We start from the raw sequence: 21,092 nt of genomic DNA, 5'->3' as shown, positions 1-21,092 counted from the left end.
ATTCCTCCTCGGGACGGCGGCCGCTGCGCGGAAGCGCCGGGCCTTGGCTGAGGAGAAGAGTGCGACCCGGCAGTTCAGATGTGAAATCGATTGTTTAAATCAAAATGATAGGAACGACCTATCGCAGCGCCCTCACGGCCGCCGGCAGGCGCGCACGGATCGTCCCGGCCAGCAGCGCCAGCTCCGCCGCACGCGGCGAGGAGCTGCGGTGGACCAGGCCGATCTCGCGGCTCGCCGGCGGATCGAGCCGGCGCAGCACTAGGCCGGGGGTCGGACGCTGGCAGGCCAGGGCCGGCAGCAGGGTGTGGCCGCGCCCGGCGATCGCCAGCTGGCGCAGGGTCTCCAGGCTGGTCGCCCGGAAGTCGCCGCCGGCCGGCACCGCGGCGCCGGCCAGGCGGCAGACCGTCAAGGCCTGGTCGCGCAGGCAATGACCGTCGGTCAGCAGGAGCAGCCGCGCGCCGCCCAGGCGGGCCAGCGGCACCGGGTCGCCGACGGTCACCGGGTCGCCCTCGGCGGCGGCCACCAGGAAGGGCTCCTCGAACAGCGGCAGGGCGGTCAGGTCGGGCTCCTCGACCGGCAGGGCGACCAGGCAGGCGTCGAGCCCGTGGTCGCGCAGCAGCGCCAGCAGCGGCGCCGTCAGGTCCTCGTGGAACACCGGCTCGAGCCGGGGATGGGCGGCGGCCAGGGCCGGGATCAGGCTGGGCAGCAGGTAGGGCGCGAGGGTCGGGATGATGCCGAGCGCCAGCGGGCCGGCCAGCGGCTCCGCCCGGCCGCGCGCCTCGGCGACCAGGGCCTCGGCCTCGTCGAGCACGCGGCGCGCGCGGGCGACCACGGCCTCGCCGGCCGGGGTCAGCGCGACCTGGCGCGAGGTGCGCTCGAACAGCGTCACGCCGAGGAACTCCTCGAGCTTGCGGATCTGCGCGGAGAGCGTCGGCTGGCTGACGTGGCAGCGCTCGGCGGCGCGGCCGAAGTGGCCGCAGTCGGCCAGGGCGACCAGGTAGGAGAGGTCGCGCAGGTTCATGGCTCAGCCGGCCGCTCCGGCCTCCAGCGCGGCGATCGCCTCGGCCTGGGCGACGGTGCGCCGGGCCGCCTCGACGTGCAGGTTCTCGACCAGCTTGCCGTCGAGCACGACGACGCCCTTGCCGGCGGCCACCGCCGCGCCGTGCGCCTCGATGATCCGCCGGGCCTCGGCGATCTGGGCCTCGGAGGGGCCGAAGACCTCGTTGGCCTTGGCGATGGTCTTGGGGTGGATCAGCGTCTTGCCGTCGAAGCCCAGCGCGCGGCCCTGGCGGCAGTGCGCCGCGAAGCCCTCGTCGTCCGAGAGGTCCAGGTGCACGCCGTCGACGATCGCCAGACCATGGGCGCGGGCCGCCAGCACGCAGAGCGACAATGCGGTCAGCACCGGCAGGCGGTCGGGGGTGTGGACGGCGTCGAGGTCCTTGACCAGGTCCGAGGTGCCCATGACCAGGCAGGAGAGGCGCGTCGAGGCGGCGGCGATCTCCTCGGCCTTCAGGATGCCGCGCGGCGTCTCCATCATGCACATGATCGACAGGTCGGCCGGCGCGCCGGCCGCAGCGAGCAGGCGCTCCAGCTCCTGCACCATGGCCGCCGACTCGACCTTGGGCAGCAGGATCGCGTCGGCGCCCGAGGTCGCGAGCGCGGCGACGTCGTCGCGGCCCCAGGCCGTCTCCAGGCCGTTCACCCGGACGACGAGCTCGCGCCGGCCATAGCCGCCGGCCGCGACCGCCGCGACGATGTTCTCCCGGGCCGCCGCCTTGGCGTCGGGCGCCACGGCGTCCTCGAGGTCGAGAATCAGCCCGTCGGCAGGCAGGCTGCGCCCCTTGTCCAGTGCCCGCGTGTTGGAGCCCGGCATGTAGAGCATGCTGCGTCTCGGCCGCGCGGTGGTCGCCATCTCCCGGTCTCCTCGATAAGGGGCCTCGTTCCGTTCGGCGCGGACTATAGGCAAGGCCTATGGGCTTGTCATGGCCACGGCTCTTGCCGCAGCCTGCCGGCCATGACCTCGCTCGTGCTCTCCGTCCAGTCCCACGTCGCCGCCGGCTGCGTCGGCAACCGCGCCGCCGTCTTCACCCTGGAGCGGCTCGGCCACGGCGTCGCCGCCGTGCACACCCTGCAGTTCTCCAACCACCTGGGCCACGGCGCCGCGACCGGCACGGTCTTCCCCCACGCCGAGGTGCGCGCGGTGCTGGAGGGCACGCTCGACCACCTGGGCAAGCGCCGGATCGACGCCCTGCTGACCGGCTACCTCGGCGCCGCCGAGAACGCCGAGGCGGCGGTCGCCGCGGCGCAGCGGATCCGCACCGGCAACCCCGAGGCCTTCTGGCTCTGCGATCCGGTGATGGGCGACCTCGGCCGGCTCTACGTCGGCGAGGCGCTGGTCGAGACCTACCGCGGCGCCGCCGCCGCGGCCGCCGACGTGCTGACCCCGAACGCCTTCGAGCTGGAGATCCTGAGCGGCCGGCCGGTCGAGGGGCCCGAGACGGCGCTGGCCGCGGCGCGCAGCCTGCTCGGCCCGCGCACCCGCCTGGTCGTGGCGACCTCGCTGCCCGGGCCGGGACCGGGCGAGATCTCCAACCTCGCGGTCACGGCCGAGGGCGCCTGGCTGCTGACCACGCCGCTGCTGCCCTTCGCGCCGCCGCCGAGCGGCTCCGGCGACGTCTTCGCGGCGCTGCTCTGCGACCAGCTGCTGCGCGCGACGCCGATGCCGGAGGCCCTGGGCCGGGTCGGCAACGCGCTCTACGCCGTGCTCGAGGCGACGCTGGCGGCGCAGGCCCCGGAAGTCGACCTGGTCGGCGCCCAGGGGCTGCTGCTCGAGGCGCCCCAGCGCTTCGCCGTCACGAAGGTCGATTGACGGCGGCCGCCCGCTTCTCGGCGAGGCGCCGCTCGGCGAAGCCGCCGAGCGCCGCCCTGGCCTGACGGAAGACCTCGTCCCAGTCGCCCGGGCGCGGCTGGCGGAACAGCCGCATCGAGGGGTACCAGGGCGTCGTCGCCCCCTGGCTGCCGTAGAGCCAGTAGGGCGAGAAGTTGAGCAGGTTCCAGACCGGCGTGCCGAGCGAGCCCGCGAGGTGGGCGACCGCCGAGTCGGTCATGATCACGAGGTCGAGCTGGCGGCAGGCGGCCGCCGTGTCGGCGAAGTCGGAGAGATGGGGCGACAGGTCGAAGACCAGCGGCTGGGCGCGCTGGCGCCGGACCTGTTCCTCGGGCTTGCCCTTCTGCAGGCTGACCAGCTGCACGCCCGGCACCTCGGCCAGGCCGAAGAAGCGCTCCAGCGGCACCGAGCGGTTGCGGTTGTTCTTGAAGGTGATGCTGCCCGACCAGACGATGCCGACGGTGACCCGCCCGGCGAAGGGCTGCAGCAGGCGCCCGATCTTGGCGGCCGCCGCCCGCGGCACGGCGAGCGGCGCCGGCGGCGGCAGCCTGCCCAGGTCGTCGAGGCCGAGCAGGCCGGGCAGCGACATCATCGAGACCCGGCGGTGCGGCTCCAGCGACGGCTCGTCCAGCCGGACCAGGCGGTCGACGAAGGGGGCCGGCTGCAGCAGGCGCCAGAGCTCGGCCTTGCACTCCAGCCAGACCTCGGCGCCCATCGCCTGCAGCTGCGGCAGGAAGCGCAGCGCCAGCAGGGTGTCGCCGAAGCCCTGCTCGGGCAGGACCAGCAACCGCTTGCCGAGCGGATCGTCGCCCCGCCAGCGTTCGATCTCGGGCCGCCGGTCGGGCAGCTCGCCGAGCAGCCAGCGCGCCTCGTAGGCCCGCCAGCCCTCCTCGAAGCGGCCGAGGTGGAGCAGCGAGATCGCCCGGTCCCACGCGACGACCCGCCGCTTCGGATCGAGCGCCAGCGCCCGGTCGAGGGCCTCGAGGGATTCGGCGAAGCGGGCGGCCTCGCGCAGGGCGATGCCGAGGTTGTGCCAGGCGCCGGCGTCCTTCGGCCGGGCCGCCACGGCGCGGCGGTGCGCGGCAACCGCCTCGTCGACCCGGCCGAGGTCCTTGAGCGCGTTGCCGAGGTTGCCCAGGAAGTTGCTCTCGGCCGGTTCCAGCTCGAGGGAACGGCGATAGCAGGCGACGGCCTGGGCGTAGTGCCCGGCCCGGCGATAGGCGACGCCGAGATTGTTCCAGATCGCGGCCTCTCCGGGCCGTGCCTCCAGGCAGCGCCGGTAGCTCTCGATCGCCCGGTCGAGCTCGCCCTTGCGCTGCGCCTCGAGCCCGGCGCGGCGCAGCCGCTCGAACTCCTCGGCGGCGGCCGCGGCCGGTGTCGCGGCAGGTGGCGCGGCAGGGCCGCTGTCGGCCAGGTCGGTCATGACGCTTCCTTCAGTCGCGAGTCGAGGGCCGCGAGCAGTGCCTCGAGCGCGCCGTCCCAAACGCCGGGCTCGCGCTGGCGGAACAGCCGGTGCCGCGGGTACCAGGGCGAGCGCGCGGCGCCGCGCGGGAAGCGCCAGTCGCCGGCGTAGGGCAGCAGCAGCCAGCAGGGCACGCCGAGGGCGCCGCAGAGATGCGCGATCGGACCCTCGACGGCGACGACCAGGTCGAGGCTCGGCAGCAGGCGTCCCAGGTCGGCCAGGCTGCCGAACGAGGGGCTCATGTCGTGGACCAGCCCGGCCGCGCCCGCCGTCACCAGGTCGGCGACCGCGCTGCCCTTCTGCAGGGCCAGGAGCTGCAGGCCGGGCAGCCCGGCGAGCGCCAGCAGGCGCTCCAGCCCGGGGCCCCGCTCGCCCTCGCGGCCCGACCAGACCAGGCCGACGGTCAGGCGGCGCCCCGGATAGGCGGGCGGCAGCAGGCGCGGCCCCTCGGGCAGCGGCAGCCAGCCGGCCGCGGGCATCTGCGGCGGCTCGCTGAGCTCGAGCAGGTGCGGCAGCGAGCCGGCCGCGACCTTGAACAGGCCCGAGCCGCCGGCCGGCAGCGCGTCGCTGCGCTCGTCGAGCAGGCCGAGGCAGCCGGGCAGCTCGCGAATCAGCCGGCGCAGCTCCGGCGGCAGGGCCAGGCGATAGCGGAAGCCGCGCTCGGCCAGGGCCGGCAGCCAGCGCAGGAAGAACAGGGTGTCGCCCGGCGCCGGCTCGCCGTAGACGACGAGGCTGCCGGACGGCAGCGCCTCGCCCTGCCAGCTCGGCAGGTCGCGGAACGGGCCGCGCCGGGCGCCGAGGCGGCGCCGCGCCTCCAGCGCCTCGAAGCCCTCGGCCCAGCGGCCGGCGGCGAGCAGGCTCGTCGCCAGCTCGACCTCCAGGCGCGGCACCTCCCGGTCGATCTCGCCGCGCCGGCGCTTCGAGCGCTCCAGGGCGCAGCGATAGGCCGCGACGGCGTCGTCGTAGCGCCCCAGGTCGGCGAGCGCGCGACCGAGGCCGCCGAGCAGCGCGCCGTCCTCCGGGCAGGCCTCGACGGCGCTGAGGTAGTGGCTCAGCGCCTCGCGCAGACGGCCGCGCTCGCGCAGGACGTTGCCGAGATTGTTGGACAGGCTGGCGTTGCCGGGCGCCAGGGCGAGCGCCCGCCGGTAGCAGGCCTCGGCCGCGGCCTGCTTGCCCTGACCGCGCAGCAGCACGCCGAGATTGTTGAGCGCCTGGACATGGCCGGGGTCGCGGGCCAGCGCATCGGCGTAGTGACGCACCGCCTCGACGACACGGCCGGATTTGTGGACCTCGACGGCGCGGGTGAAGATCCGCTCCGCCTCCAGGTCCGGGGACGGCCCTTGGCCGTCCGGCGACACCTCACCGGACGGCGCAGCCGTCAGCCGGCGGCGCCCAGGCCCGTCCCCCATCCCGGTCCCTCCCCGGGAGACCGCAGGCCGATCAGAGATACTCCTCGGCCAGAGCCTCCGCGATCTGCACGGCGTTGAGCGCCGCGCCCTTGCGCAGATTGTCCGAAACCACCCAGAGCGACAAGCCGTGGTCGATGGTCGGGTCGTTGCGGATCCGGCTGACGTAGACCGCGTCCTCGCCGGCGCACTCGGCCGGGGTCACGTAGCCCTCGGTCTGGCGGTGGTCGAAGACCGAGACGCCGGGGGCGTCGCGCAGGATCTCGCGGGCCTCGTTCTCGTCAAGTTCGTCCTCGAACTCGATGTTGACCGCCTCGGCATGGCCGATGAAGGTCGGCACGCGCACGCAGGTCGCGTGCACCTTGATGCGCGGGTCGAGGATCTTCTTGGTCTCGACCGCCATCTTCCACTCCTCCTTGGTCGAGCCGTCCTCCATGAAGACGTCGATCTGGGGGATCACGTTGAAGGCGATCTGCTTGGGGAAGATCTCGGTCTTGATCGGGTCGTTGACGTAGATCCCGCGGGTCTGGTTGAACAGCTCGTCCATCGCCTCCTTGCCGGCGCCGGAGACCGACTGGTAGGTCGAGACGACGACCCGGCGGATCGGCACGCGGTCGTGCAGCGGCTTCAGCGCCACGACCATCTGGATCGTCGAGCAGTTCGGGTTGGCGATGATGTTCCGGCGCGGATAGCCGGCGATCGCCTCGCGGTTGACCTCGGGCACGACCAGCGGCACGTCCGGGTCCATGCGGAACTGCGAGGTGTTGTCGATGACGATCGTCCCGGCGCGCGCCGCACGCGGCGCGAACTCGGCCGAGACCTTGGCGCCCGGCGAGAACAGCCCGATGTCGATGCCCTTGAAGTCGAAGGACGCGAGGTCCTGGACCTGGAGCACCTGATCGTCGCCGAACGAGACCTTCTGACCCGCCGAGCGCTCAGAGGCGAGCGCCACGACCTCGTCGACGGGGAACTGGCGCTCGGCGAGCGTCGAGAGCATCTCGCGCCCGACGTTGCCCGTGGCACCCACGACCGCAACCCGATAACCCATCGTCCTCTTTCCTTTCGTCTGGCGGGACGGCGCTGCATCTACGCGCGCACCCGCTGATTTACAAGCAATGCTGGCCGGAAAAGCCGAAGGGCCGCCCCACCGGGCGGCCCTTCGCAGTATTGGAAGGTGTCGAGCCGGCGGCCTACTGGGCGGCGTCCTCGGTTTTCGCGGTCGTCGTGGTAGTGGCCGGGTTCTGCGCCGTCTGGGTCGAGACCTGGCCCGAGGCCTGGCCCGACTGGGCGGTCTTGTCGTGGAACTCGCAGGCGAGCGCCGACGTGCCGGCGAACGCGAGGATCGCGGCGGCTGCGACAAGGGTGCTGAGCTTGGCCATGGGCGAAGACCCTCCTGGCACGGTCAACGATTCCGCGAGCCTAGGCCCAAGGCCGGCAAGCGTCAATCGGCAGGCAGCCGATCACGCCGCCATGGCCTCCAGCTCGGCGAGCAGGGCGTCGCCCATCTGGCCGGTCGAGACCACGGTGCTGCCCGGCGCCTGGATGTCGGCGGTGCGGATGCCCTTGGCCAGCACCTTCTTGACGGCCTCCTCGACCAGGTCGGCGTCGTCGGCCAGGTCGAAGGAGTAGCGCAGCGCCATGGCCAGGCTGAGGATCGTCGCGATCGGGTTGGCCTTGCCGGAGCCGGCGATGTCAGGCGCCGAGCCGTGCACCGGCTCGTAGAGCGCCTTGCGCCGGCCGGTCTCGTCGACGTCGCCGAGCGAGGCCGAGGGCAGCATGCCCAACGAGCCGGTCAGCATCGAGGCCTCGTCCGAGAGGATGTCGCCGAACAGGTTGTCGGTGACGATGACGTCGAACTGCTTGGGATTGCGCACCAGCTGCATGGCGGCGTTGTCGGCGTACATGTGCGACAGCTCGACGTCCCCGAAGGACTCGTCGTGCAGCTTCTGCACCTCCTCGCGCCAGAGCACGCCGGACTCCATGACGTTGGCCTTCTCGCAGCTGGTCACGCGGTTGCCGCGCTTCCTCGCCAGCTCGAAGGCGACCGCGGCGACCCGGCGGATCTCGCTGGTCGTGTAGACCTGGGTGTTGACGCCGCGGCGCTCGCCGTTCGGCAGGGTCTCGATGCCGCGCGGCTCACCGAAATAGACGCCGCCGGTCAGCTCGCGCACGATCATGATGTCGAGGCCGGAGACGATCTCGGGCTTCAGGGTCGAGGCCTCGACCAGCGCCTCGAAGCAGAGCGCGGGCCTGAGGTTGGCATAGAGCTGCAGGTCCTTGCGCAGGCGCAGCAGGCCGCGCTCCGGCTTCTTCGAGAAGTCGAGGTTGTCCCACTTCGGCCCGCCGACGGCGCCGAGCAGCACGGCGTCGACGTTCATCGCCTTCTCGACCGTGGCGTCGGTGACGGGGATGCCGTGGACGTCGATCGCGGCACCGCCGACCAGGTCCTCGGTCACGTCGAAGCTGACGGCACGGCGCTTGTCCATCCAGTCGACGACGCGGCGCACCTGGCCCATGACCTCGGGGCCGATGCCGTCGCCGGGCAGCACCAGCAGGGACTTGTTGGCGGGCATGATCGGGCTTCCCCTCACTCGTTCGTTGGCAGATTCGGGTCCTCGCCTAGCGGAAAGGGCCGGACCCGGCAAGCCTCACGCCGGCAGGGCTGCCTTGAGCGAGGTCGGCGGCCGCCCTCCCGCCGCCGGCCGACTCGGCCTATCGTGGGCCGACCCCACCGGTCCGGAGCCGTTCCTTGATCCTGACCTTCGCCGTCTCCGGCTATCGATCGCTGCGCGAGCTGGGGCTGCCGCTCGACCGGCTGAACGTGGTCACCGGCCCCAACGGCAGCGGCAAGTCCAGCCTCTACCGGGCGCTGCGGCTGCTCGCCGACACGGCCCAGGGCCGGGTCGTCGCGGCGCTCGCCGCCGAAGGCGGCCTGCCCTCGACGCTCTGGGCCGGGCCGGAGCGGGTCTCGGCGGCGGCGCGGCGGGGCGAGGCGCCGGTGCAGGGCACGGTGCGCAAGGAGCGGGTCGCGCTGCGGCTCGGCTTCGCCGGCGAGGATTACGGCTATGCCATAGACCTCGGGCTGCCGGTCCAGGGCGGCGCCTTCGCCCGCGACCCCGAGATCAAGGCCGAGGCCGTCTGGGCCGGCGAGAGCCTGCGCCGCGACAACGTCTTCGCGACCCGCAACGGTCCGGCCGTGCGGCTGCTCGACGAGCGCGCGGCACGGAGCGTCGTGCTCCAGGACCTCGCGCCCTTCGACAGCATGATGACCCACGCCGCCGACCCGCGGCAGGCGCCGGAGCTGCTGCTGCTGCGCGAGCGGATGCGCGGCTGGCGCTTCTACGATCACTTCCGGACCGACGCCGGCGGCCCGGCCCGGCGCGCCCAGGTCGGCACGCGCACGCCCGTGCTGGCCTCCGACGGCAGCGACCTCGCCGCGGCGCTGCAGACGATCCGGGAGATCGGCGACGACGCGGCCCTGGACGAGGCGATCGCCGACGCCTTTCCCGGCAGCGGCGTCGAGATCGGCGTCACGGACGGCCTGTTCGAGGTCGGCATGCGCCAGCACGGCCTGCTGCGCCCGCTGCGCGCCGCCGAGCTGTCCGACGGCACGCTGCGCTACCTGCTGCTCGCGGCCGCCCTGCTGTCGCCGCGGCCGCCGTCGCTGCTGGTGCTCAACGAGCCCGAGACCAGCCTGCACCCCGACCTGCTGGCGCCGCTCGGGCGGCTGATCGGCGCGGCGTCCCGGCACGCGCAGCTGATCGTCGTGACCCACGCGCGGCCGCTGGTCGAGGCGCTGTCGGAGCAGCCCGACTGCCGGATCCACGCGCTGCGCAAGGAGCTCGGCGAGACCCGCGTCGAGGCAGCCGAGGCGCCGCCGGCCTGGGCCTGGCCGTCGCGCTAGTCCAGATCGTCCGAATCCGCTCTCGCTCAGGCGGCCGGGACGCTCTCCAGCAGCTGCTCGGCGGCGCGCCGGCCGGACAGCCAGGCGCCGTGGGCACAGGCCGGGAAGACGTCGTTGGTGTGCTCGCCGGCCAGCGCCAGGCGCTCGTCGAAGCGGGCGGCGAGGGTCCGCCGGTCGTCGGCGCGCCCCGGCAGGGCGTGGGAATAGGCGCCGAGGCTGAAGGGATCCGCATCCCAGCCGGTGGTCAGCACCGGCTCCAGGTCCGGCCCGACCCGGCTGCCGAAGCACTCGGCCAGGGCCTCGCGGCCGTAGGCGACCATCGCCCCGGACCCCGCCGCCTCGAGCTCGCGCGACAGCGGGCCGCCGACATAGACCTCGACCAGGGCGCGGCCGAAGGGCGCGACATGGATGTGCGCCGCCCTCTCGCTGTCGTAGCGGCTGTTGGTCTGGAAGTCGCGCTCGCCGCCGAAGGGGTCGCGCCCCGGCTCGGTCGGGAAACGGAAGTAGATCTTGTTGTCGGAGCCGAGCCGCAGGCCCTCCAATGCCGCGGCCTGGGCCGCCGGCAGCCCGGGCGCGAAGGCGATCCGCCCCTGCTGCAGGATCGAGAGCGGCACCGCGACGATCGCCGCCGCGGCCTCGAGGCTGCCCCAGGCGCCGCTCAGCCGGACGCCGGACGGCAGCCGCTCGAGGCGCTCGACCGCGCGGCCGAGCTCGACCGGCAAGTCCGTCGCCAGGTCGGCGACGAAGCTGCCGTAGCCGGCCGGCAGCCGCCAGTTCTCCATGGTCTCCAGGCTGCGCACATGGTCGGTCGCCGAGACCGCGTCGAGCGCGCCGCCCCAGATCCAGCCGATTGCCGCCGCGACGTGCGGCTTGAAGCGCGCGCCGTCAGGCAGCAGCGCCGAGAGCGAGGCGTCGCGGCCGCTGCGCTCGGCCGCCTCGGCGGCCTCGAACAGCTCCTCCCAGGTCGCCTCCAGCTCGTAGGCGGCCTCGCCGAGCACCTTGCGGGTCCAGTCGCGGGCCCAGAGCTGCTCGCAGCGGTCGACCGCGAAGCCACGCCGTTCCGCGAGCGCAACGAAGGGGTTCTTCGAGGCCGAGTGCAGCCAGTGGCAGCCCTTGTCGATCGGCCAGCCCTCGGCGGTCTGCACGACGTGGGCGCGGCCGCCGACCCGGTCGCGCGCCTCCAGCACGACGACGCTGCGCCCGGCCTCGGCCAGGCGACCGGCCGCCCCGAGGCCGGCGGCGCCGGCCCCGACGATGGCGACGTCGACCGTCACCGAGCTACGCGCCGTAGAGCCAGGGCTGCTGAGCCTTCTGGCCGCCCTCGAAGCGGTCGATCGAGGGCGCCTTCTGCAGGGTCAGGCCGATGTCGTCGAGGCCGTTCAGCAGGCAGTGCTTCTTCCAGGGATCGACCTCGAAATGGATCGTGCCGCCGTCCGGGCCCCGGATGGTCTGGGCCTCGAGGTCGATCGTCAGGGTCGCGTTGGCGCCGCGCGAGGCGTCGTCCATCAGCTTCTCGATCTCTTCCGGCGGCAGCTGGATCAGCAGGATGCCGTTCTTGCCGGCGTTGCTGAAGAAGATGTCCGAGAAGGACTCGCCGATGACGCAGCGGATGCCGCCGTCGAGCAGCGCCCAGGCGGCGTGCTCGCGCGACGATCCGCAGCCGAAGTTGTCGCCGACGATCAGGATCTTCGCGTTCTTGTAGGCCGGCTGGTCGAGCACGAAGGGCCCGCCCTTGCCGTCGCCGTCCTTGCGGATGTCCGAGAACAGGCCGGCGCCAAGGCCGGTGCGCTTGATCGTCTTGAGGTAGCGCGCCGGGATGATCTTGTCGGTATCGACGTTGTCCATCGGCAGGGGCGCGGCGACCGCGGTCAGGGTCGTGAACTTCTCCATGGGCTCTCTCTCCAGTGTCTCGGCACCGGCCCGCTCCCCCGCCCCGCCACCCCTGGAAGGATACTGTCGTGGGTGGCGGGGCGGGGGAGCGGGCCGGCGCCGGCTGCACAGTCTCGCGTCAGCCGAGGAACTCGCGGACGTCGGCGAGCCTGCCCGTGAGGGCCGCCGCCGCGGCCATGCCGGGGCTCACCAGGTGGGTCCGCCCGCCGGGCCCCTGGCGGCCCTCGAAGTTGCGGTTCGAGGTCGAGGCGCAGCGCTCGCCGGGCTTCAGCTTGTCGGCGTTCATGGCCAGGCACATCGAGCAGCCCGGCTCGCGCCAGTCGAAGCCGGCCTCGACGAGGATGCGGTCCAGGCCCTCGGCCTCGGCCTGCTCCTTGACCAGGCCGGAGCCCGGCACGACCATCGCGTAGACGCCTTCGGCGACCTTGCGGCCGCCCGCCAGCGCCTTCTGGGCGATCGCCGCGACGGCGCGCAGGTCCTCGATGCGGCCGTTGGTGCAGGAGCCGATGAAGACCTTGTCGATCGCGACGTCCTGCAGCCGGGTGCCGGGGGTCAGGCCCATGTACTTCAGCGAGCGCTCGACGCCCTGGCGCTGGCCCTCGTCGGCGATCGCCGCCGGGTCCGGCACGACGCCGGAGATCGGCAGCACGTCCTCGGGCGAGGTGCCCCAGGTGACCTGCGGCTCGATCTCCGAGACCGACAGCGTGACCTCCTTGTCGTAGGCCGCGCCCTCGTCGCTGGGCAGGCTCTTCCAGAAGGCGACGGCCTGCTCCCAGGCGCCGGCCTTGGGCACCATCGGCCGGCCCTTCAGGTAGTCGAAGGTGGTCTGGTCGGGGGCGATCAGGCCGGCGCGCGCGCCGCCCTCGATCGACATGTTGCAGACCGTCATGCGGCCTTCCATCGAGAGGCCCCGGACCGCCGGGCCGGCGTACTCGATGACGTGGCCGGTGCCGCCGGCCGTGCCGATCTTGCCGATGATCGCCAGGACTAGGTCCTTGGCGGTGATGCCGTGGGGCAGCGCGCCGTCGACGGCGATGCGCATGTTCTTGGCCGGCCGCTGGATCAGCGTCTGGGTCGCCAGCACGTGCTCGACCTCGCTGGTGCCGATGCCGAAGGCCAGCGCGCCGAAGGCGCCGTGGGTCGAGGTGTGGCTGTCGCCGCAGACGATGGTCATGCCCGGCTGGGTCAGGCCCTGCTCGGGCCCGATGATGTGGACGATGCCCTGGCGGACGTCGTTCATGTCGATCAGCGGCACGCCGAACTCGGCGCAGTTCGACGAGAGCGTCTCGACCTGGATCCGGCTCTCCTCGTCCTCGATGCCCTTGGAGCGGTCGGAGGTCGGCACGTTGTGGTCCGGCACCGCGAGGGTCGCCTCGGGCCGGCGCACCTTGCGGCCGGAGAGGCGCAGGCCCTCGAAGGCCTGCGGACTGGTCACCTCGTGGACCAGGTGGCGGTCGATGTAGATGAGGCAGGTGCCGTCGTCCTGACGCTCGACGACGTGGTTGTCCCAGATCTTCTCGAACAGCGTGCGCGGCCGTGCCATGGCGGGCGGTCTCTTCCTCTTCCGGATGGACGTAACCCCGGGGTCTCCAGCGGACGGTCTCTGGCGGACGGCCCTCTGGCGGGACCTTCCTCGGGGGCGGCGAGCATAGCGCCGAAGGCGACGCCGTCAAAGCGCGCCCGGCCCGCGGTCGCGCCGCGCGCATGGCCGATCTGCAAGGCCGTTCCCGCCGCCGGAAAAAGCCGCTACTCTTGCGGGCGAACGGATCCCTCAGGGAACGTCCCCGCCGGGGCGTGGCAAGGCCGGCGCGGGATGGAGGGGTCCGGTGCGTCCGGCCAGCGTGGCGCTGCGCGATGACGGGAGACTTTGCCATGCCAGAAGACAAGAAGTCCGAGACCAGGTCCGGCGCCGCTCCGGCTCCGGGCAAAACGACAGTTGACCAGCCGAAGGACGATTCGACGACCGTGTCCGTGAAGTCGGGCGCGAACGAGCAGACCATCACCACCAGCCGCTCCGCTCCGAGGGCCGCGGCCGCCAGGACGTCGGCCGGACAGACGGGTGGCGAGACCGCCGGAGGCGGCGGCAGCGGCGGAAGCGGCGGCTCCGCCGGCGACGGCGGTGGCGGCGGCGACGGCGCGGAGGCGCCGCCGAGCGGCCTCGGCCTCGCCGCCGAGGCGGTGGCCGCAGCCAACGTGCTGGCGGTCGGCGAGTCGCCGGCCATGGCCCTGTCGATGATCTACCAGGCGATGGCCGGGGCGACGGCCGCCGGCATGCAGAACGCGATCCTGCAGCAGGCGACCGCCAACACGATCCTGCAGACCGCGACCCTGAAGGGCATCGAGCAGCTGCTCGGGGCCGGCCTGGACACGACCACCACGGCGACCACGCTGCTGGCCGGCGAGGTCAGCGATTCGACGGTCAGCGCCCTCGCCAAGGCGATCGTCGACCGGCTCGCCAGCCAGCCGACGAGCTAGGGCGCCCCGGCCGGCCGGCGCCCGGGCGGACGGGGCGCCGGCCGCAGGCCCTTCACCGCCGTCACAAGGCCCGACGCGCCGCGTCTACTCCCCAGCGGACGGTATCGGGAAGGCGTGGCCCCGACCCTTTCGCGGACTCGATCGAGGCCAAACCAGGTGAAGGAGTAGAAAGATGGCGATTCCGACGGCCGTGAACGGCCAGATCACCGACGCCGTTACGCAGTCGAACGTCAAGGTTCTGGGCGACGCCCCGGCGATGGCCATGGGTGCCATCTTCCAGAGCCTCGGTCATTCGACCGGCATCCTGTTCGAGAACGCCGTGAGCTCGCAGCAGATGCTCGGCGTCTGTGCGCAGGCGGCGACCAACCAGGGCGTGATCCAGATCTACAGCATCGACTCGATGGCCGGCGCGGTGTCGACGGCCAAGATCGCCCAGTCGGACGTGCCCGACAACATGCTGGCGCTGCTGACCGCGCTCAAGGCGACCCAGGTCCAGGCCTGAGCCCGGGCCGGGATCCAACCCTTCCCCCTTCGACGGGCCCGCGTCCGACCGGACGCGGGCCCGTCGCCGTTCCAGCGTCGGTCCGTTTCGCGAAAAACCCCTGAAAACAGCGTTTCCCCGACCTTCCCCGCATCACAATCCGCGGGCCGGCGCGTCCTCATCACGGGCGGAGCACCCGATCGGACCCGCTCTTCGGCAAGCGTGGCAGGAGGAGAAAGACCATGGCGCTTCCCACGGCCGTCAACGACCAGATCACCGATTCCGTTACCCAGGCCAACGTCAAGGTGCTGGGCGACTCCCCGGCGATGGCGATGGGCGCCATCTACCAGAGCCTGGCCCACTCGACGGGCATCCTCTACGAGAACGCCGTGAGCTCGCAGCAGCAGCTGCAGATCGCGGCCCAGGCGGCGACCAACCAGGGCGTGATCCAGATCTACTCGATCGACTCCATGGCCGGCGCCGTCTCGACCCAGAAGATCTCGCAGTCCGACGTGCCGGACACCATGCTGGCGCTGCTCAGCTCGCTGAAGGCGACCGGCCTTTCGGTCACCTGAGCCGCCCGCGTTTCCCCCGCCGGGCCCGGCCCCGACCCCTTCCGGTCGGGCCGGGCCTTTTCTCGTCGTGGCGCGCGGCGGCGACGGCCCGATCCGGGACGGTTCTTCACAAGCCGGCCCGGCGGACCGTCTAGCCAGCAGCGGCGCGAACAAGGAGCGAGCCCATGCCCAGCAAGCGCGAGCATATCGACGAGCGGGTCGAGCGGACCGAGACCTTCGAGGCCGAGGCCGTCTATGCCCCGGAGCGCCCATACCGCCAGCGAGGGAGCCACGCGATGGACAGCGTCAATCCGCAGATCACCGATGCCGTTTCCCAGACCAACGTGAAGATTCTCGGCGAGGCCGGGGCCGTGGCGATCGCCCAGAACTACCTGGCGGCGTCGCAGGCCAACAACATCCTCTTCGCGAACATGGTCAGCAACCAGATGAACGGCGCGATGTCGTCCCAGGCGGCGGCGGTCGAGGGCGCGCTCAAGCTGCTGCGCCCCGGCAAGGGCGACTGACGCGGTTCCTGACGAAGCAGCGATCCGGCCGGCGATCCGGCGCCGCGGCCACCCCCGGGCCGGGCCGCCGGCGCCGGCCGGTCCGGCAGGAGGCCCGAGCGGAGAGGCACCATGGCGCAGCCCACGGCTCTGAACGACCAGATCACCGATTCCGTCACCCAGACCAACGTCAAGGTCGTGGCGGAGGCCCCCGCGACCGCGCTGGCCAGCATCTATCAGAGCCTCGCGCACTCGACCGCGATCCTCTACGAGGGCGCAGTCAACGCCTTCCAGCAGGCGACGATCGCCGGCCAGGCGGCGACCAACCAGGGCGTCATCCAGATCTACAGCATCTCCTCGATGGCCGGCGCGGTCGCGACGGGCCGCCTGGCCCAGAGCGACGGCGCCGACAGCCTGCTGGCGCTGATCGACTCCGAGCGGGTCGCGAGCCGGGGCCGCTGACACCCCCCACGGCCGCCGCGCGGCCATCCCGACCAGACAGGCCGCGCCTCCACGCGGCCTGTTTCGCGTCTCGGGCAGCGATCCGGCCGCCGGCGTCACAAAGGGTCGCGCCCGACGTCTTCAGGACAGCCGATGTCGCCGGGCCGCAGCGCCCGGGACCCGGCCGGACAGGCGGACGGACCGCAAGGAACAAGTCTCTATGGGACAGGAGGAAGCCAGACACCGGATGCTGCAGGCCCTCAGGGCCCTCGACGGCATGACGGTGGCCGGCGACCCGGACCGACCGGCGGATGGCAAGGCCGCCGGGTCGGCTCCGATGGTGCTCGATCCTCTGGAAGAGCCCCTTTCCGACCCGGCCGAAGCGGCCCGTGCCGACCTGTTCGCCGAGATGGTCGACCGGCAACGGCAGGCGACCAGCGAAAGCATCGATCGTCTGCTGAGCGGCGTGCTGCGGTCCCACCGCAGGAAGTGAAGGTCAGGCCGGCGCGGCGCCGGTCGCAGACAAGGAAGGAGAGCTGAGATGGCGTTACCGACGGCAGTCAACGGCCAGATCACCGATGCGGTGACCCAGGCCAACGTCAAGGTTCTGGGCGATGCCCCGGCGATGGCCATGGGCGCCATCTTCCAGAGCCTCGGCCACTCGACCGGCATCCTGTTCGAGAATGCCGTGAGCTCGCAGCAGCAGATCGGCATCTGCGCCCAGGCGGCGACCAACCAGGGCGTCATCCAGATCTACTCCATCGACTCGATGGCCGGGGCGGTCAGCACCGCGAAGATCTCGCAGTCCGACGTGCCGGACAACATGCTGTCCCTGCTGGCGGCGCTCAAGGCCGTGGCGTCCTAGACCCTCGTGCTCCGAGCGTCGGCCCGCTTCCGGGGCGGCGACGGACAGGCCGGGCCGCTTCGTCCACCGGACGAGCGCCCGGCCTTCCTGCTTTCTGCCGGTCGCGGCGTCGCGGCCGATCACAAGAGCAGGGCTTCGCGCGTCACAGGTGGGACAGCGCCCGGCGCGGAGGCCGGGGAGCGGACCACCGTTGTCGGAGAGCCGTCATGAGCGAGCGGGTCAGCAGCCAGATCGCGGATAGCGTCACCCAGGCCGGCGGCGCGGTGCTCGACGAGGCTGCCAGCGTCGCGCTCGGCCAGTCCTACCTGGCCGGCGCCCAGGGCTCGGCGTCGCTCTACGCCAACCTGGTCGCGGAGCAGCAGCAGTACATGCTGACCAGCCAGGCGGCGGCGAACGCCGCGGTCCGGCGCTTCCTCGAGCCGCCCCGGGAGCGGCCCGAGCCGGCGCCCGAGCCTGAGCCCGAGCCCGAGCCCGACCGGGAACCGGTCGAAGCCGTCGCCCTGCCACATCCGGAGCTGTACGGCGCGCTGCCCGAGGGAGCCGGCGCGCCGCCGGCGGCGGAGTTCGAGAAGGTAGCGGCGGACGCGGCCGAGCTGACCGCCGCGGACCAGCTGGCCGGCGGGCCCGCCGCGCAGACGGCCGGCGAGTCGTCGGCCGAGGCGGAAGAAGCCGCCCGCAGGACGCAGGAACTCGAGAAGATCTACGAGCACAGCGCGCGACTGCTCGACACCATCGACCGGCTGACCGGTTCGCTGAGCGGCTTCGTCGGCCGCACGCCGGTCGTCTACTAGGCCGCTCGAGCAGGGCCCGTCGACCGGGCCCGGGGCGACGGCGAGCCGGAAAGCAAGACAGGGAGCAGGCAGATGCCGACAGTGAACGACCAGGTCATCGACGCGGTGGTCTCGACCAACGTCAAGGTGCTCGGCGAGGCAGCCGCCCAGGCGCTCGGCGTCGCCTACCAGTCGCTGGCGCAGTCGACCGGTCTGGCCATGGAGAACGCCATGATGACCCAGGGCGGCATGCAGCAGATCACCAATTCGGCGACCTCGGTCGCGACCTCGCTGATCCTGAAGCAGGGCAGCGGCGGCGGCTGAAGCGAATCGAACGCCGGCCGGCGCGTCACAGAGCGGGCGCCCGGCCGTCTGAGTCGGTGAGACAGGGATTGCGGCACCCGCCGACGAGCGGCCCGCGACAGCAGGAGGATCCGAGGCATGGCTTTCCCGACGGCGGTCAACGGTCAGATCACCGACGCGGTGACCCAGGCCGGCGTCAACACGCTGGCCTCGGCGCCGGCCATCGCGATGAGCTCGGTCTACCAGTCGCTCGCCCATTCGCTCGGCATCCTCTACCAGAATACCGTGCAGCAGCAGGCCCAGGCGGCGATCTGCGGCCAGGCCGCGACCAACCAGGGCGTGATCCAGATCTACAGCACCAACTCGATGGCGGCGGCTGCCGTGACCGCGAAGCTCGGGCAGAGCGACTTCGCCAACAACCTCTTGGCGGTCGTGGTCGCCCTCAAGGCGCTGAAGTCGTGATCCGGAAGGGAACGGGGCGCTCCTGAGGCGCGCCGCAACAAGGGTGGGCGAAGGCCATGGCTGACAACACACCGGTCAATTCGCAGATCACCGATGCCGTCACCCAGACCAACGTGAAGGTGCTGGGTGAGGCCCCGGCGCAGGCCATGGGCATGGTCTACCAGACGATGGCCCACTCGATCAGCCTGGCCATGCAGAACTCGATGCAGACCCAGGGCGGCCTGCAGCAGATCGGCAACGCGGTGACCTCGACCGCCTGCCGCCTGATCCTCGACATCGCCAACGGCGGCATGGGCGGCGGCGGCGGGGGCGGCGGCGGCACCGGCGGCGGCTGAGCGCCCGGGCGACAGGCACGCGCTCCGCCGAGGAGCGCGGCTGAGATGAGGGAGGGACGAGAGCCATGAGCGACAACGCACTCAACGGCCAGATCGTCGCGGCGGTCCAGAACAGCCAGGCCAACGTCGTCGACATCGCCCAGAAGGAAGGGCAGTCGATCGCCTACCAGAAGGTCGCCCAGGCGACCGCCTTCGCGGTCCAGGACGCGACCGACTACCTGCGCAACATCGAGGCGATCGCGACCGCCGCCCAGGGCGTCGCGCTGTCGCTGATGCTCGAGACCAAGAATCCCTTCTACCTGACGGTGCTGACCGCCGCCCAGGAGGCGGTGACCGCGGCGACCACCAACTACACGGCGGTCGGCACGGCGGCGACCGGCATCGCCACGGAGTTCCCGGCCGGGTAGCCGACGCGCCCGGCCCATCGCGCGGCCGCCGGCGGGCGGCCCGAAGCCGCCGCTCCTTTTCCCGGGAGCGGCGGTCTGCGTTTCGCCGCCCGGGGCTTCCCCGGCGCGGCGAAGCGGTCTAAAGCAGCGTCATGAGCCAGACCCTGGAGCCGGCGCTGCAGCCGGACGCGGTCGTCTTCCGCGAGGCGGAGGCGGCCGACCTGCCGGCGATCGTCGCGCTGCTCGCCGACGACGCCCTCGGTGCCGCCCGGGAACGGGCCGAGGATCCCCTGCCCGCCTGCTACCGCGAGGCCTTCGAGCGCATGCGCGCCCTGGGCGGCCACAAGCTGATCGTCGCGGTCGACCCTGCCGGCGGGCCCGGCGGCACGGTCGTCGGCTGCCTGCAGCTGATGCTGTTGCCGGGCCTGGCGCGCCAGGGCCTGACCCGGGCGCAGATCGAGGCGGTGCGCATCGCGGCACCGCTGCGCGGCCGCGGGCTCGGCGGCCGGCTCATCCTCGACGCCGTCGAGCGGGCGCGGGCCGCCGGCTGCGGCCTGGTCCAGCTGACCAGCGACCGCAGCCGGGGCGATGCCCACCGCTTCTACGAGCGGCTCGGCTTCACCGCCAGCCACGTCGGCTTCAAGATGATGCTGGATTGAGCGGCCGAGCCGGCCGGCTCAGCGTTCGATCTTGCTGCGCAGGCGCTCCCGGGCCAGCTGGATGCGCTTGCGGACGGCGCAGTTGGTCAGCTCCAGGCGACCGGCGATCTCCTCGTAGGAGCGGTTCTGCAGGAAGCGCATGACGAAGGGCAGGCGCAGGTTGGGCGGCAGCGCGCGGATCTGCTCCTCGAGCTGCTGCAGGGTCTCGCGACCGACCGCGATCTCCTCGGGCGACCGCTCGTTCTCGGCGGCGATCTGCGGCAGGGGGTCGGCCGGCTCTTCGCCGAGCGCGGCATCGGGCACCCAGCGCGCCTGGCGCTTGTGGCCGCGATAGACGTCCATACAGGCGTTGTGCAGCAGCCGCGTCAGCCAGGCCCGCTCGTTGATGATCGAGTCCGCGTAGTCGTCGAACTTCTGCGACGCCTTGAGCATCGCCGCCGACAGGGCGTCCTCCGCGTCCGCCCGGTTGCCGGACATCAGACGCAGCGACTGGCGGCGCAGATGCTCGCGGTGCTCCAGCCAGACGTCCCAGAAGGCCGCGTTGCCGCCGTCGGTGCGCCGCCTGGTCGCGGGCGGCAGTGCCGGCGGCGGTGCGGGCCGCGGCTCGGGCGCCGACGGGGACGGCCCGACGGACGGCCCGGGCTGCAGCGCGTCGTCGCGCCGCAGCCGCTGCGCCCGGCGGGCGGCGCGGATCAGGTCGTTGAGAGCGGTCGGTTTGGGAGGTTCCGGCGCCGGGACGCCGCGGACCCGCGCAACCTGTCTGAGGTCGACGATCTTGCCGTCGGATGGCGGCTCGATCGCCTGGGCCGGGCCTTGCTGAGGCCCGCCGTTGCGGCTGCGGCCGTCGTCGGCCGTGCCTGCGCCCCTTGTTTCGGGCGATGAGTTTCCCTTGCCACCCACAAGCCGTCAGGCCCCCCTGCGCCAGTGAACCCTTAAGGGCTTCGACGAAGCTTTCGGCTGGAGCCGCGGAGGGCCGGGTCAGGCGACCGAGACCACGCGTCTCCCGGAATGCCGACGCGCGGCTTTGCACGGTTGTGACGGTCTTTTTGTCGTGCACCCTTGGGTTCTCGTAACCCCCGGTTGTATAATCGGGCAGGGTAGGAAGAACCACAAGTGGACGAAACCGGGCCCGCTTGGGGACGAAAAGAAGAACCGCCGGGGCGCTCTGCCCCGGCGGTTCGACACGATCATCGCTGAAGTTGTCTGCGCGTGCCCGCGCTGCGCCGGCTTGCCGCAGCCCGGGCAGGGGGCCGCGCGATCACGCGCCGTCAGCCCGGTCGGCCGACAGGCCGGCCGCCGCCCGTCAAAT

General features: G+C 72.5%; 26 protein-coding genes. 15 read left to right on the top strand and 11 right to left on the bottom strand.

Going from position 1 to position 21,092, the window contains the following annotated elements; translation table 11 throughout:
* Window positions 1-118: 118 nt before the first annotated feature.
* Both B9O00_RS08340 and B9O00_RS08335 read right to left on the bottom strand, forming a co-directional pair.
* Window positions 119-1,021, bottom strand: coding sequence for a LysR substrate-binding domain-containing protein (locus tag B9O00_RS08340; protein WP_085122000.1), 903 nt, complete (start codon window positions 1,019-1,021; stop codon window positions 119-121).
* 3 nt (window positions 1,022-1,024) lie between these two features.
* On the bottom strand, window positions 1,025-1,912 hold the full coding sequence (locus B9O00_RS08335) for an HpcH/HpaI aldolase/citrate lyase family protein (protein WP_085121999.1): 888 nt from the start codon (window positions 1,910-1,912) through the stop codon (window positions 1,025-1,027).
* A gap of 102 nt (window positions 1,913-2,014) precedes the next feature.
* On the opposite strand from B9O00_RS08335, the gene pdxY reads away from it, so the two are divergent.
* On the top strand, window positions 2,015-2,869 hold the full coding sequence (gene pdxY / locus B9O00_RS08330; protein ID WP_085121998.1) for a pyridoxal kinase: 855 nt from the start codon (window positions 2,015-2,017) through the stop codon (window positions 2,867-2,869).
* On the opposite strand, the gene B9O00_RS08325 is transcribed toward pdxY, so the two are convergent.
* The 5 genes from B9O00_RS08325 to leuB form a co-directional block, all read right to left on the bottom strand.
* Window positions 2,853-4,310, bottom strand: coding sequence for a tetratricopeptide repeat protein (locus B9O00_RS08325; protein ID WP_085121997.1), 1,458 nt, complete (start codon window positions 4,308-4,310; stop codon window positions 2,853-2,855). The genes pdxY and B9O00_RS08325 overlap by 17 nt on opposite strands.
* Window positions 4,307-5,758: a tetratricopeptide repeat protein gene (locus B9O00_RS08320; RefSeq protein WP_085121996.1), complete on the bottom strand. Its 1,452-nt coding sequence runs from the start codon at window positions 5,756-5,758 to the stop codon at window positions 4,307-4,309. The genes B9O00_RS08325 and B9O00_RS08320 overlap by 4 nt, the downstream gene beginning before the upstream one ends.
* Window positions 5,759-5,789: 31 nt before the next feature.
* Window positions 5,790-6,803, bottom strand: coding sequence for an aspartate-semialdehyde dehydrogenase (locus B9O00_RS08315; protein WP_085121995.1), 1,014 nt, complete (start codon window positions 6,801-6,803; stop codon window positions 5,790-5,792).
* A 142-nt stretch (window positions 6,804-6,945) separates the two neighbouring features.
* A complete protein-coding gene (locus B9O00_RS08310) occupies window positions 6,946-7,134 on the bottom strand; it encodes a hypothetical protein (protein ID WP_085121994.1) in 189 nt (62 codons plus the stop codon).
* Window positions 7,135-7,215: 81 nt separating this feature from the next.
* Complete coding sequence (leuB, locus tag B9O00_RS08305) at window positions 7,216-8,328, bottom strand: 3-isopropylmalate dehydrogenase (protein WP_085121993.1); 1,113 nt, start codon at window positions 8,326-8,328, stop codon at window positions 7,216-7,218.
* A gap of 176 nt (window positions 8,329-8,504) precedes the next feature.
* Here leuB and B9O00_RS08300 point away from each other — a divergent pair, with 176 nt between their 5' ends.
* Window positions 8,505-9,659, top strand: coding sequence for an AAA family ATPase (locus B9O00_RS08300; protein ID WP_085121992.1), 1,155 nt, complete (start codon window positions 8,505-8,507; stop codon window positions 9,657-9,659).
* Window positions 9,660-9,685: 26 nt separating this feature from the next.
* Here B9O00_RS08300 and B9O00_RS08295 read toward each other — a convergent pair whose 3' ends face one another.
* The 3 genes from B9O00_RS08295 to leuC all read right to left on the bottom strand — a co-directional run bounded on the left by B9O00_RS08295 (window position 9,686) and on the right by leuC (window position 13,092).
* Complete coding sequence (locus B9O00_RS08295; protein ID WP_085121991.1) at window positions 9,686-10,933, bottom strand: flavin monoamine oxidase family protein; 1,248 nt, start codon at window positions 10,931-10,933, stop codon at window positions 9,686-9,688.
* Between the two features lie 4 nt (window positions 10,934-10,937).
* Window positions 10,938-11,549, bottom strand: a complete 612-nt coding sequence (gene leuD, locus B9O00_RS08290; protein WP_085121990.1) for a 3-isopropylmalate dehydratase small subunit — start codon at window positions 11,547-11,549, stop codon at window positions 10,938-10,940.
* Between the two features lie 118 nt (window positions 11,550-11,667).
* Window positions 11,668-13,092, bottom strand: coding sequence for a 3-isopropylmalate dehydratase large subunit (gene leuC, locus B9O00_RS08285; protein ID WP_085121989.1), 1,425 nt, complete (start codon window positions 13,090-13,092; stop codon window positions 11,668-11,670).
* A gap of 422 nt (window positions 13,093-13,514) precedes the next feature.
* Between leuC and B9O00_RS32410 the strand changes: the two genes are divergently transcribed.
* The 13 genes from B9O00_RS32410 to B9O00_RS08220 all read left to right on the top strand — a co-directional run bounded on the left by B9O00_RS32410 (window position 13,515) and on the right by B9O00_RS08220 (window position 19,783).
* Entirely contained in the window at window positions 13,515-14,024 is a 510-nt protein-coding gene (locus tag B9O00_RS32410) for a RebB family R body protein (protein ID WP_200808435.1), read from the top strand.
* 172 nt (window positions 14,025-14,196) lie between these two features.
* On the top strand, window positions 14,197-14,526 hold the full coding sequence (locus tag B9O00_RS08275; RefSeq protein ID WP_085121988.1) for a RebB family R body protein: 330 nt from the start codon (window positions 14,197-14,199) through the stop codon (window positions 14,524-14,526).
* Window positions 14,527-14,747: 221 nt separating this feature from the next.
* Window positions 14,748-15,080 carry a RebB family R body protein gene (locus B9O00_RS08270; protein ID WP_085121987.1) on the top strand — a complete coding sequence of 111 codons (333 nt, stop codon included), beginning with the start codon at window positions 14,748-14,750 and terminating at the stop codon, window positions 15,078-15,080.
* Window positions 15,081-15,244: 164 nt separating this feature from the next.
* Window positions 15,245-15,583, top strand: a complete 339-nt coding sequence (locus tag B9O00_RS08265) for a RebB family R body protein (protein WP_085121986.1) — start codon at window positions 15,245-15,247, stop codon at window positions 15,581-15,583.
* 111 nt (window positions 15,584-15,694) lie between these two features.
* On the top strand, window positions 15,695-16,024 hold the full coding sequence (locus B9O00_RS08260; protein WP_085121985.1) for a RebB family R body protein: 330 nt from the start codon (window positions 15,695-15,697) through the stop codon (window positions 16,022-16,024).
* Between the two features lie 226 nt (window positions 16,025-16,250).
* Window positions 16,251-16,496: a hypothetical protein gene (locus tag B9O00_RS08255; RefSeq protein WP_089229560.1), complete on the top strand. Its 246-nt coding sequence runs from the start codon at window positions 16,251-16,253 to the stop codon at window positions 16,494-16,496.
* 48 nt (window positions 16,497-16,544) lie between these two features.
* Window positions 16,545-16,868 carry a RebB family R body protein gene (locus B9O00_RS08250; protein WP_085121983.1) on the top strand — a complete coding sequence of 108 codons (324 nt, stop codon included), beginning with the start codon at window positions 16,545-16,547 and terminating at the stop codon, window positions 16,866-16,868.
* A 206-nt stretch (window positions 16,869-17,074) separates the two neighbouring features.
* On the top strand, window positions 17,075-17,659 hold the full coding sequence (locus B9O00_RS08245) for a RebB family R body protein (RefSeq protein ID WP_085121982.1): 585 nt from the start codon (window positions 17,075-17,077) through the stop codon (window positions 17,657-17,659).
* Window positions 17,660-17,731: 72 nt separating this feature from the next.
* Complete coding sequence (locus B9O00_RS08240) at window positions 17,732-17,962, top strand: RebB family R body protein (RefSeq protein WP_085121981.1); 231 nt, start codon at window positions 17,732-17,734, stop codon at window positions 17,960-17,962.
* Window positions 17,963-18,079: 117 nt separating this feature from the next.
* The gene (locus B9O00_RS08235) at window positions 18,080-18,403 is read left to right on the top strand and encodes a RebB family R body protein (RefSeq protein WP_085121980.1); all 324 of its coding nucleotides are present in this window, start codon (window positions 18,080-18,082) and stop codon (window positions 18,401-18,403) included.
* Between the two features lie 56 nt (window positions 18,404-18,459).
* Window positions 18,460-18,738, top strand: a complete 279-nt coding sequence (locus B9O00_RS08230) for a RebB family R body protein (RefSeq protein ID WP_085121979.1) — start codon at window positions 18,460-18,462, stop codon at window positions 18,736-18,738.
* Window positions 18,739-18,803: 65 nt separating this feature from the next.
* Entirely contained in the window at window positions 18,804-19,145 is a 342-nt protein-coding gene (locus tag B9O00_RS08225) for a hypothetical protein (protein WP_085121978.1), read from the top strand.
* Between the two features lie 131 nt (window positions 19,146-19,276).
* Window positions 19,277-19,783, top strand: a complete 507-nt coding sequence (locus B9O00_RS08220; RefSeq protein WP_085121977.1) for a GNAT family N-acetyltransferase — start codon at window positions 19,277-19,279, stop codon at window positions 19,781-19,783.
* An 18-nt stretch (window positions 19,784-19,801) separates the two neighbouring features.
* Here B9O00_RS08220 and B9O00_RS08215 read toward each other — a convergent pair whose 3' ends face one another.
* A complete protein-coding gene (locus tag B9O00_RS08215; protein ID WP_085121976.1) occupies window positions 19,802-20,683 on the bottom strand; it encodes an RNA polymerase sigma factor in 882 nt (293 codons plus the stop codon).
* Window positions 20,684-21,092: the final 409 nt, after the last annotated feature.

It is taken from the genome of Tistlia consotensis USBA 355 (assembly GCF_900177295.1).
GTDB classification, from domain to species: domain Bacteria; phylum Pseudomonadota; class Alphaproteobacteria; order Kiloniellales; family DSM-21159; genus Tistlia; species Tistlia consotensis.
The sequence above is the reverse complement of the archived record's forward strand: the minus strand, read 5'-3'. Positions and strand labels throughout refer to the sequence as shown.

What these genes read in the sequence shown, in the direction of transcription:
- B9O00_RS08310 (WP_085121994.1), bottom strand. Translation starts at nt 7,134, where the DNA reads ATGGCCAAGCTCAGCACCCTTGTCGCAGCCGCCGCGATCCTCGCGTTC.
- B9O00_RS08315 (WP_085121995.1), bottom strand. Translation starts at nt 6,803, where the DNA reads ATGGGTTATCGGGTTGCGGTCGTGGGTGCCACGGGCAACGTCGGGCGC.
- B9O00_RS08220 (WP_085121977.1), top strand. Translation starts at nt 19,277, where the DNA reads ATGAGCCAGACCCTGGAGCCGGCGCTGCAGCCGGACGCGGTCGTCTTC.
- B9O00_RS08250 (WP_085121983.1), top strand. Translation starts at nt 16,545, where the DNA reads ATGGCGTTACCGACGGCAGTCAACGGCCAGATCACCGATGCGGTGACC.
- pdxY (WP_085121998.1), top strand. Translation starts at nt 2,015, where the DNA reads ATGACCTCGCTCGTGCTCTCCGTCCAGTCCCACGTCGCCGCCGGCTGC.
- B9O00_RS08245 (WP_085121982.1), top strand. Translation starts at nt 17,075, where the DNA reads ATGAGCGAGCGGGTCAGCAGCCAGATCGCGGATAGCGTCACCCAGGCC.
- B9O00_RS08325 (WP_085121997.1), bottom strand. Translation starts at nt 4,310, where the DNA reads ATGACCGACCTGGCCGACAGCGGCCCTGCCGCGCCACCTGCCGCGACA.
- B9O00_RS08335 (WP_085121999.1), bottom strand. Translation starts at nt 1,912, where the DNA reads ATGGCGACCACCGCGCGGCCGAGACGCAGCATGCTCTACATGCCGGGC.
- leuC (WP_085121989.1), bottom strand. Translation starts at nt 13,092, where the DNA reads ATGGCACGGCCGCGCACGCTGTTCGAGAAGATCTGGGACAACCACGTC.
- B9O00_RS08255 (WP_089229560.1), top strand. Translation starts at nt 16,251, where the DNA reads ATGCTGCAGGCCCTCAGGGCCCTCGACGGCATGACGGTGGCCGGCGAC.
- B9O00_RS08265 (WP_085121986.1), top strand. Translation starts at nt 15,245, where the DNA reads ATGCCCAGCAAGCGCGAGCATATCGACGAGCGGGTCGAGCGGACCGAG.
- B9O00_RS08230 (WP_085121979.1), top strand. Translation starts at nt 18,460, where the DNA reads ATGGCTGACAACACACCGGTCAATTCGCAGATCACCGATGCCGTCACC.
- B9O00_RS08270 (WP_085121987.1), top strand. Translation starts at nt 14,748, where the DNA reads ATGGCGCTTCCCACGGCCGTCAACGACCAGATCACCGATTCCGTTACC.
- leuB (WP_085121993.1), bottom strand. Translation starts at nt 8,328, where the DNA reads ATGCCCGCCAACAAGTCCCTGCTGGTGCTGCCCGGCGACGGCATCGGC.
- B9O00_RS08340 (WP_085122000.1), bottom strand. Translation starts at nt 1,021, where the DNA reads ATGAACCTGCGCGACCTCTCCTACCTGGTCGCCCTGGCCGACTGCGGC.
- B9O00_RS08240 (WP_085121981.1), top strand. Translation starts at nt 17,732, where the DNA reads ATGCCGACAGTGAACGACCAGGTCATCGACGCGGTGGTCTCGACCAAC.
- B9O00_RS08235 (WP_085121980.1), top strand. Translation starts at nt 18,080, where the DNA reads ATGGCTTTCCCGACGGCGGTCAACGGTCAGATCACCGACGCGGTGACC.
- B9O00_RS08320 (WP_085121996.1), bottom strand. Translation starts at nt 5,758, where the DNA reads ATGGGGGACGGGCCTGGGCGCCGCCGGCTGACGGCTGCGCCGTCCGGT.
- B9O00_RS08260 (WP_085121985.1), top strand. Translation starts at nt 15,695, where the DNA reads ATGGCGCAGCCCACGGCTCTGAACGACCAGATCACCGATTCCGTCACC.
- leuD (WP_085121990.1), bottom strand. Translation starts at nt 11,549, where the DNA reads ATGGAGAAGTTCACGACCCTGACCGCGGTCGCCGCGCCCCTGCCGATG.
- B9O00_RS08275 (WP_085121988.1), top strand. Translation starts at nt 14,197, where the DNA reads ATGGCGATTCCGACGGCCGTGAACGGCCAGATCACCGACGCCGTTACG.
- B9O00_RS08225 (WP_085121978.1), top strand. Translation starts at nt 18,804, where the DNA reads ATGAGCGACAACGCACTCAACGGCCAGATCGTCGCGGCGGTCCAGAAC.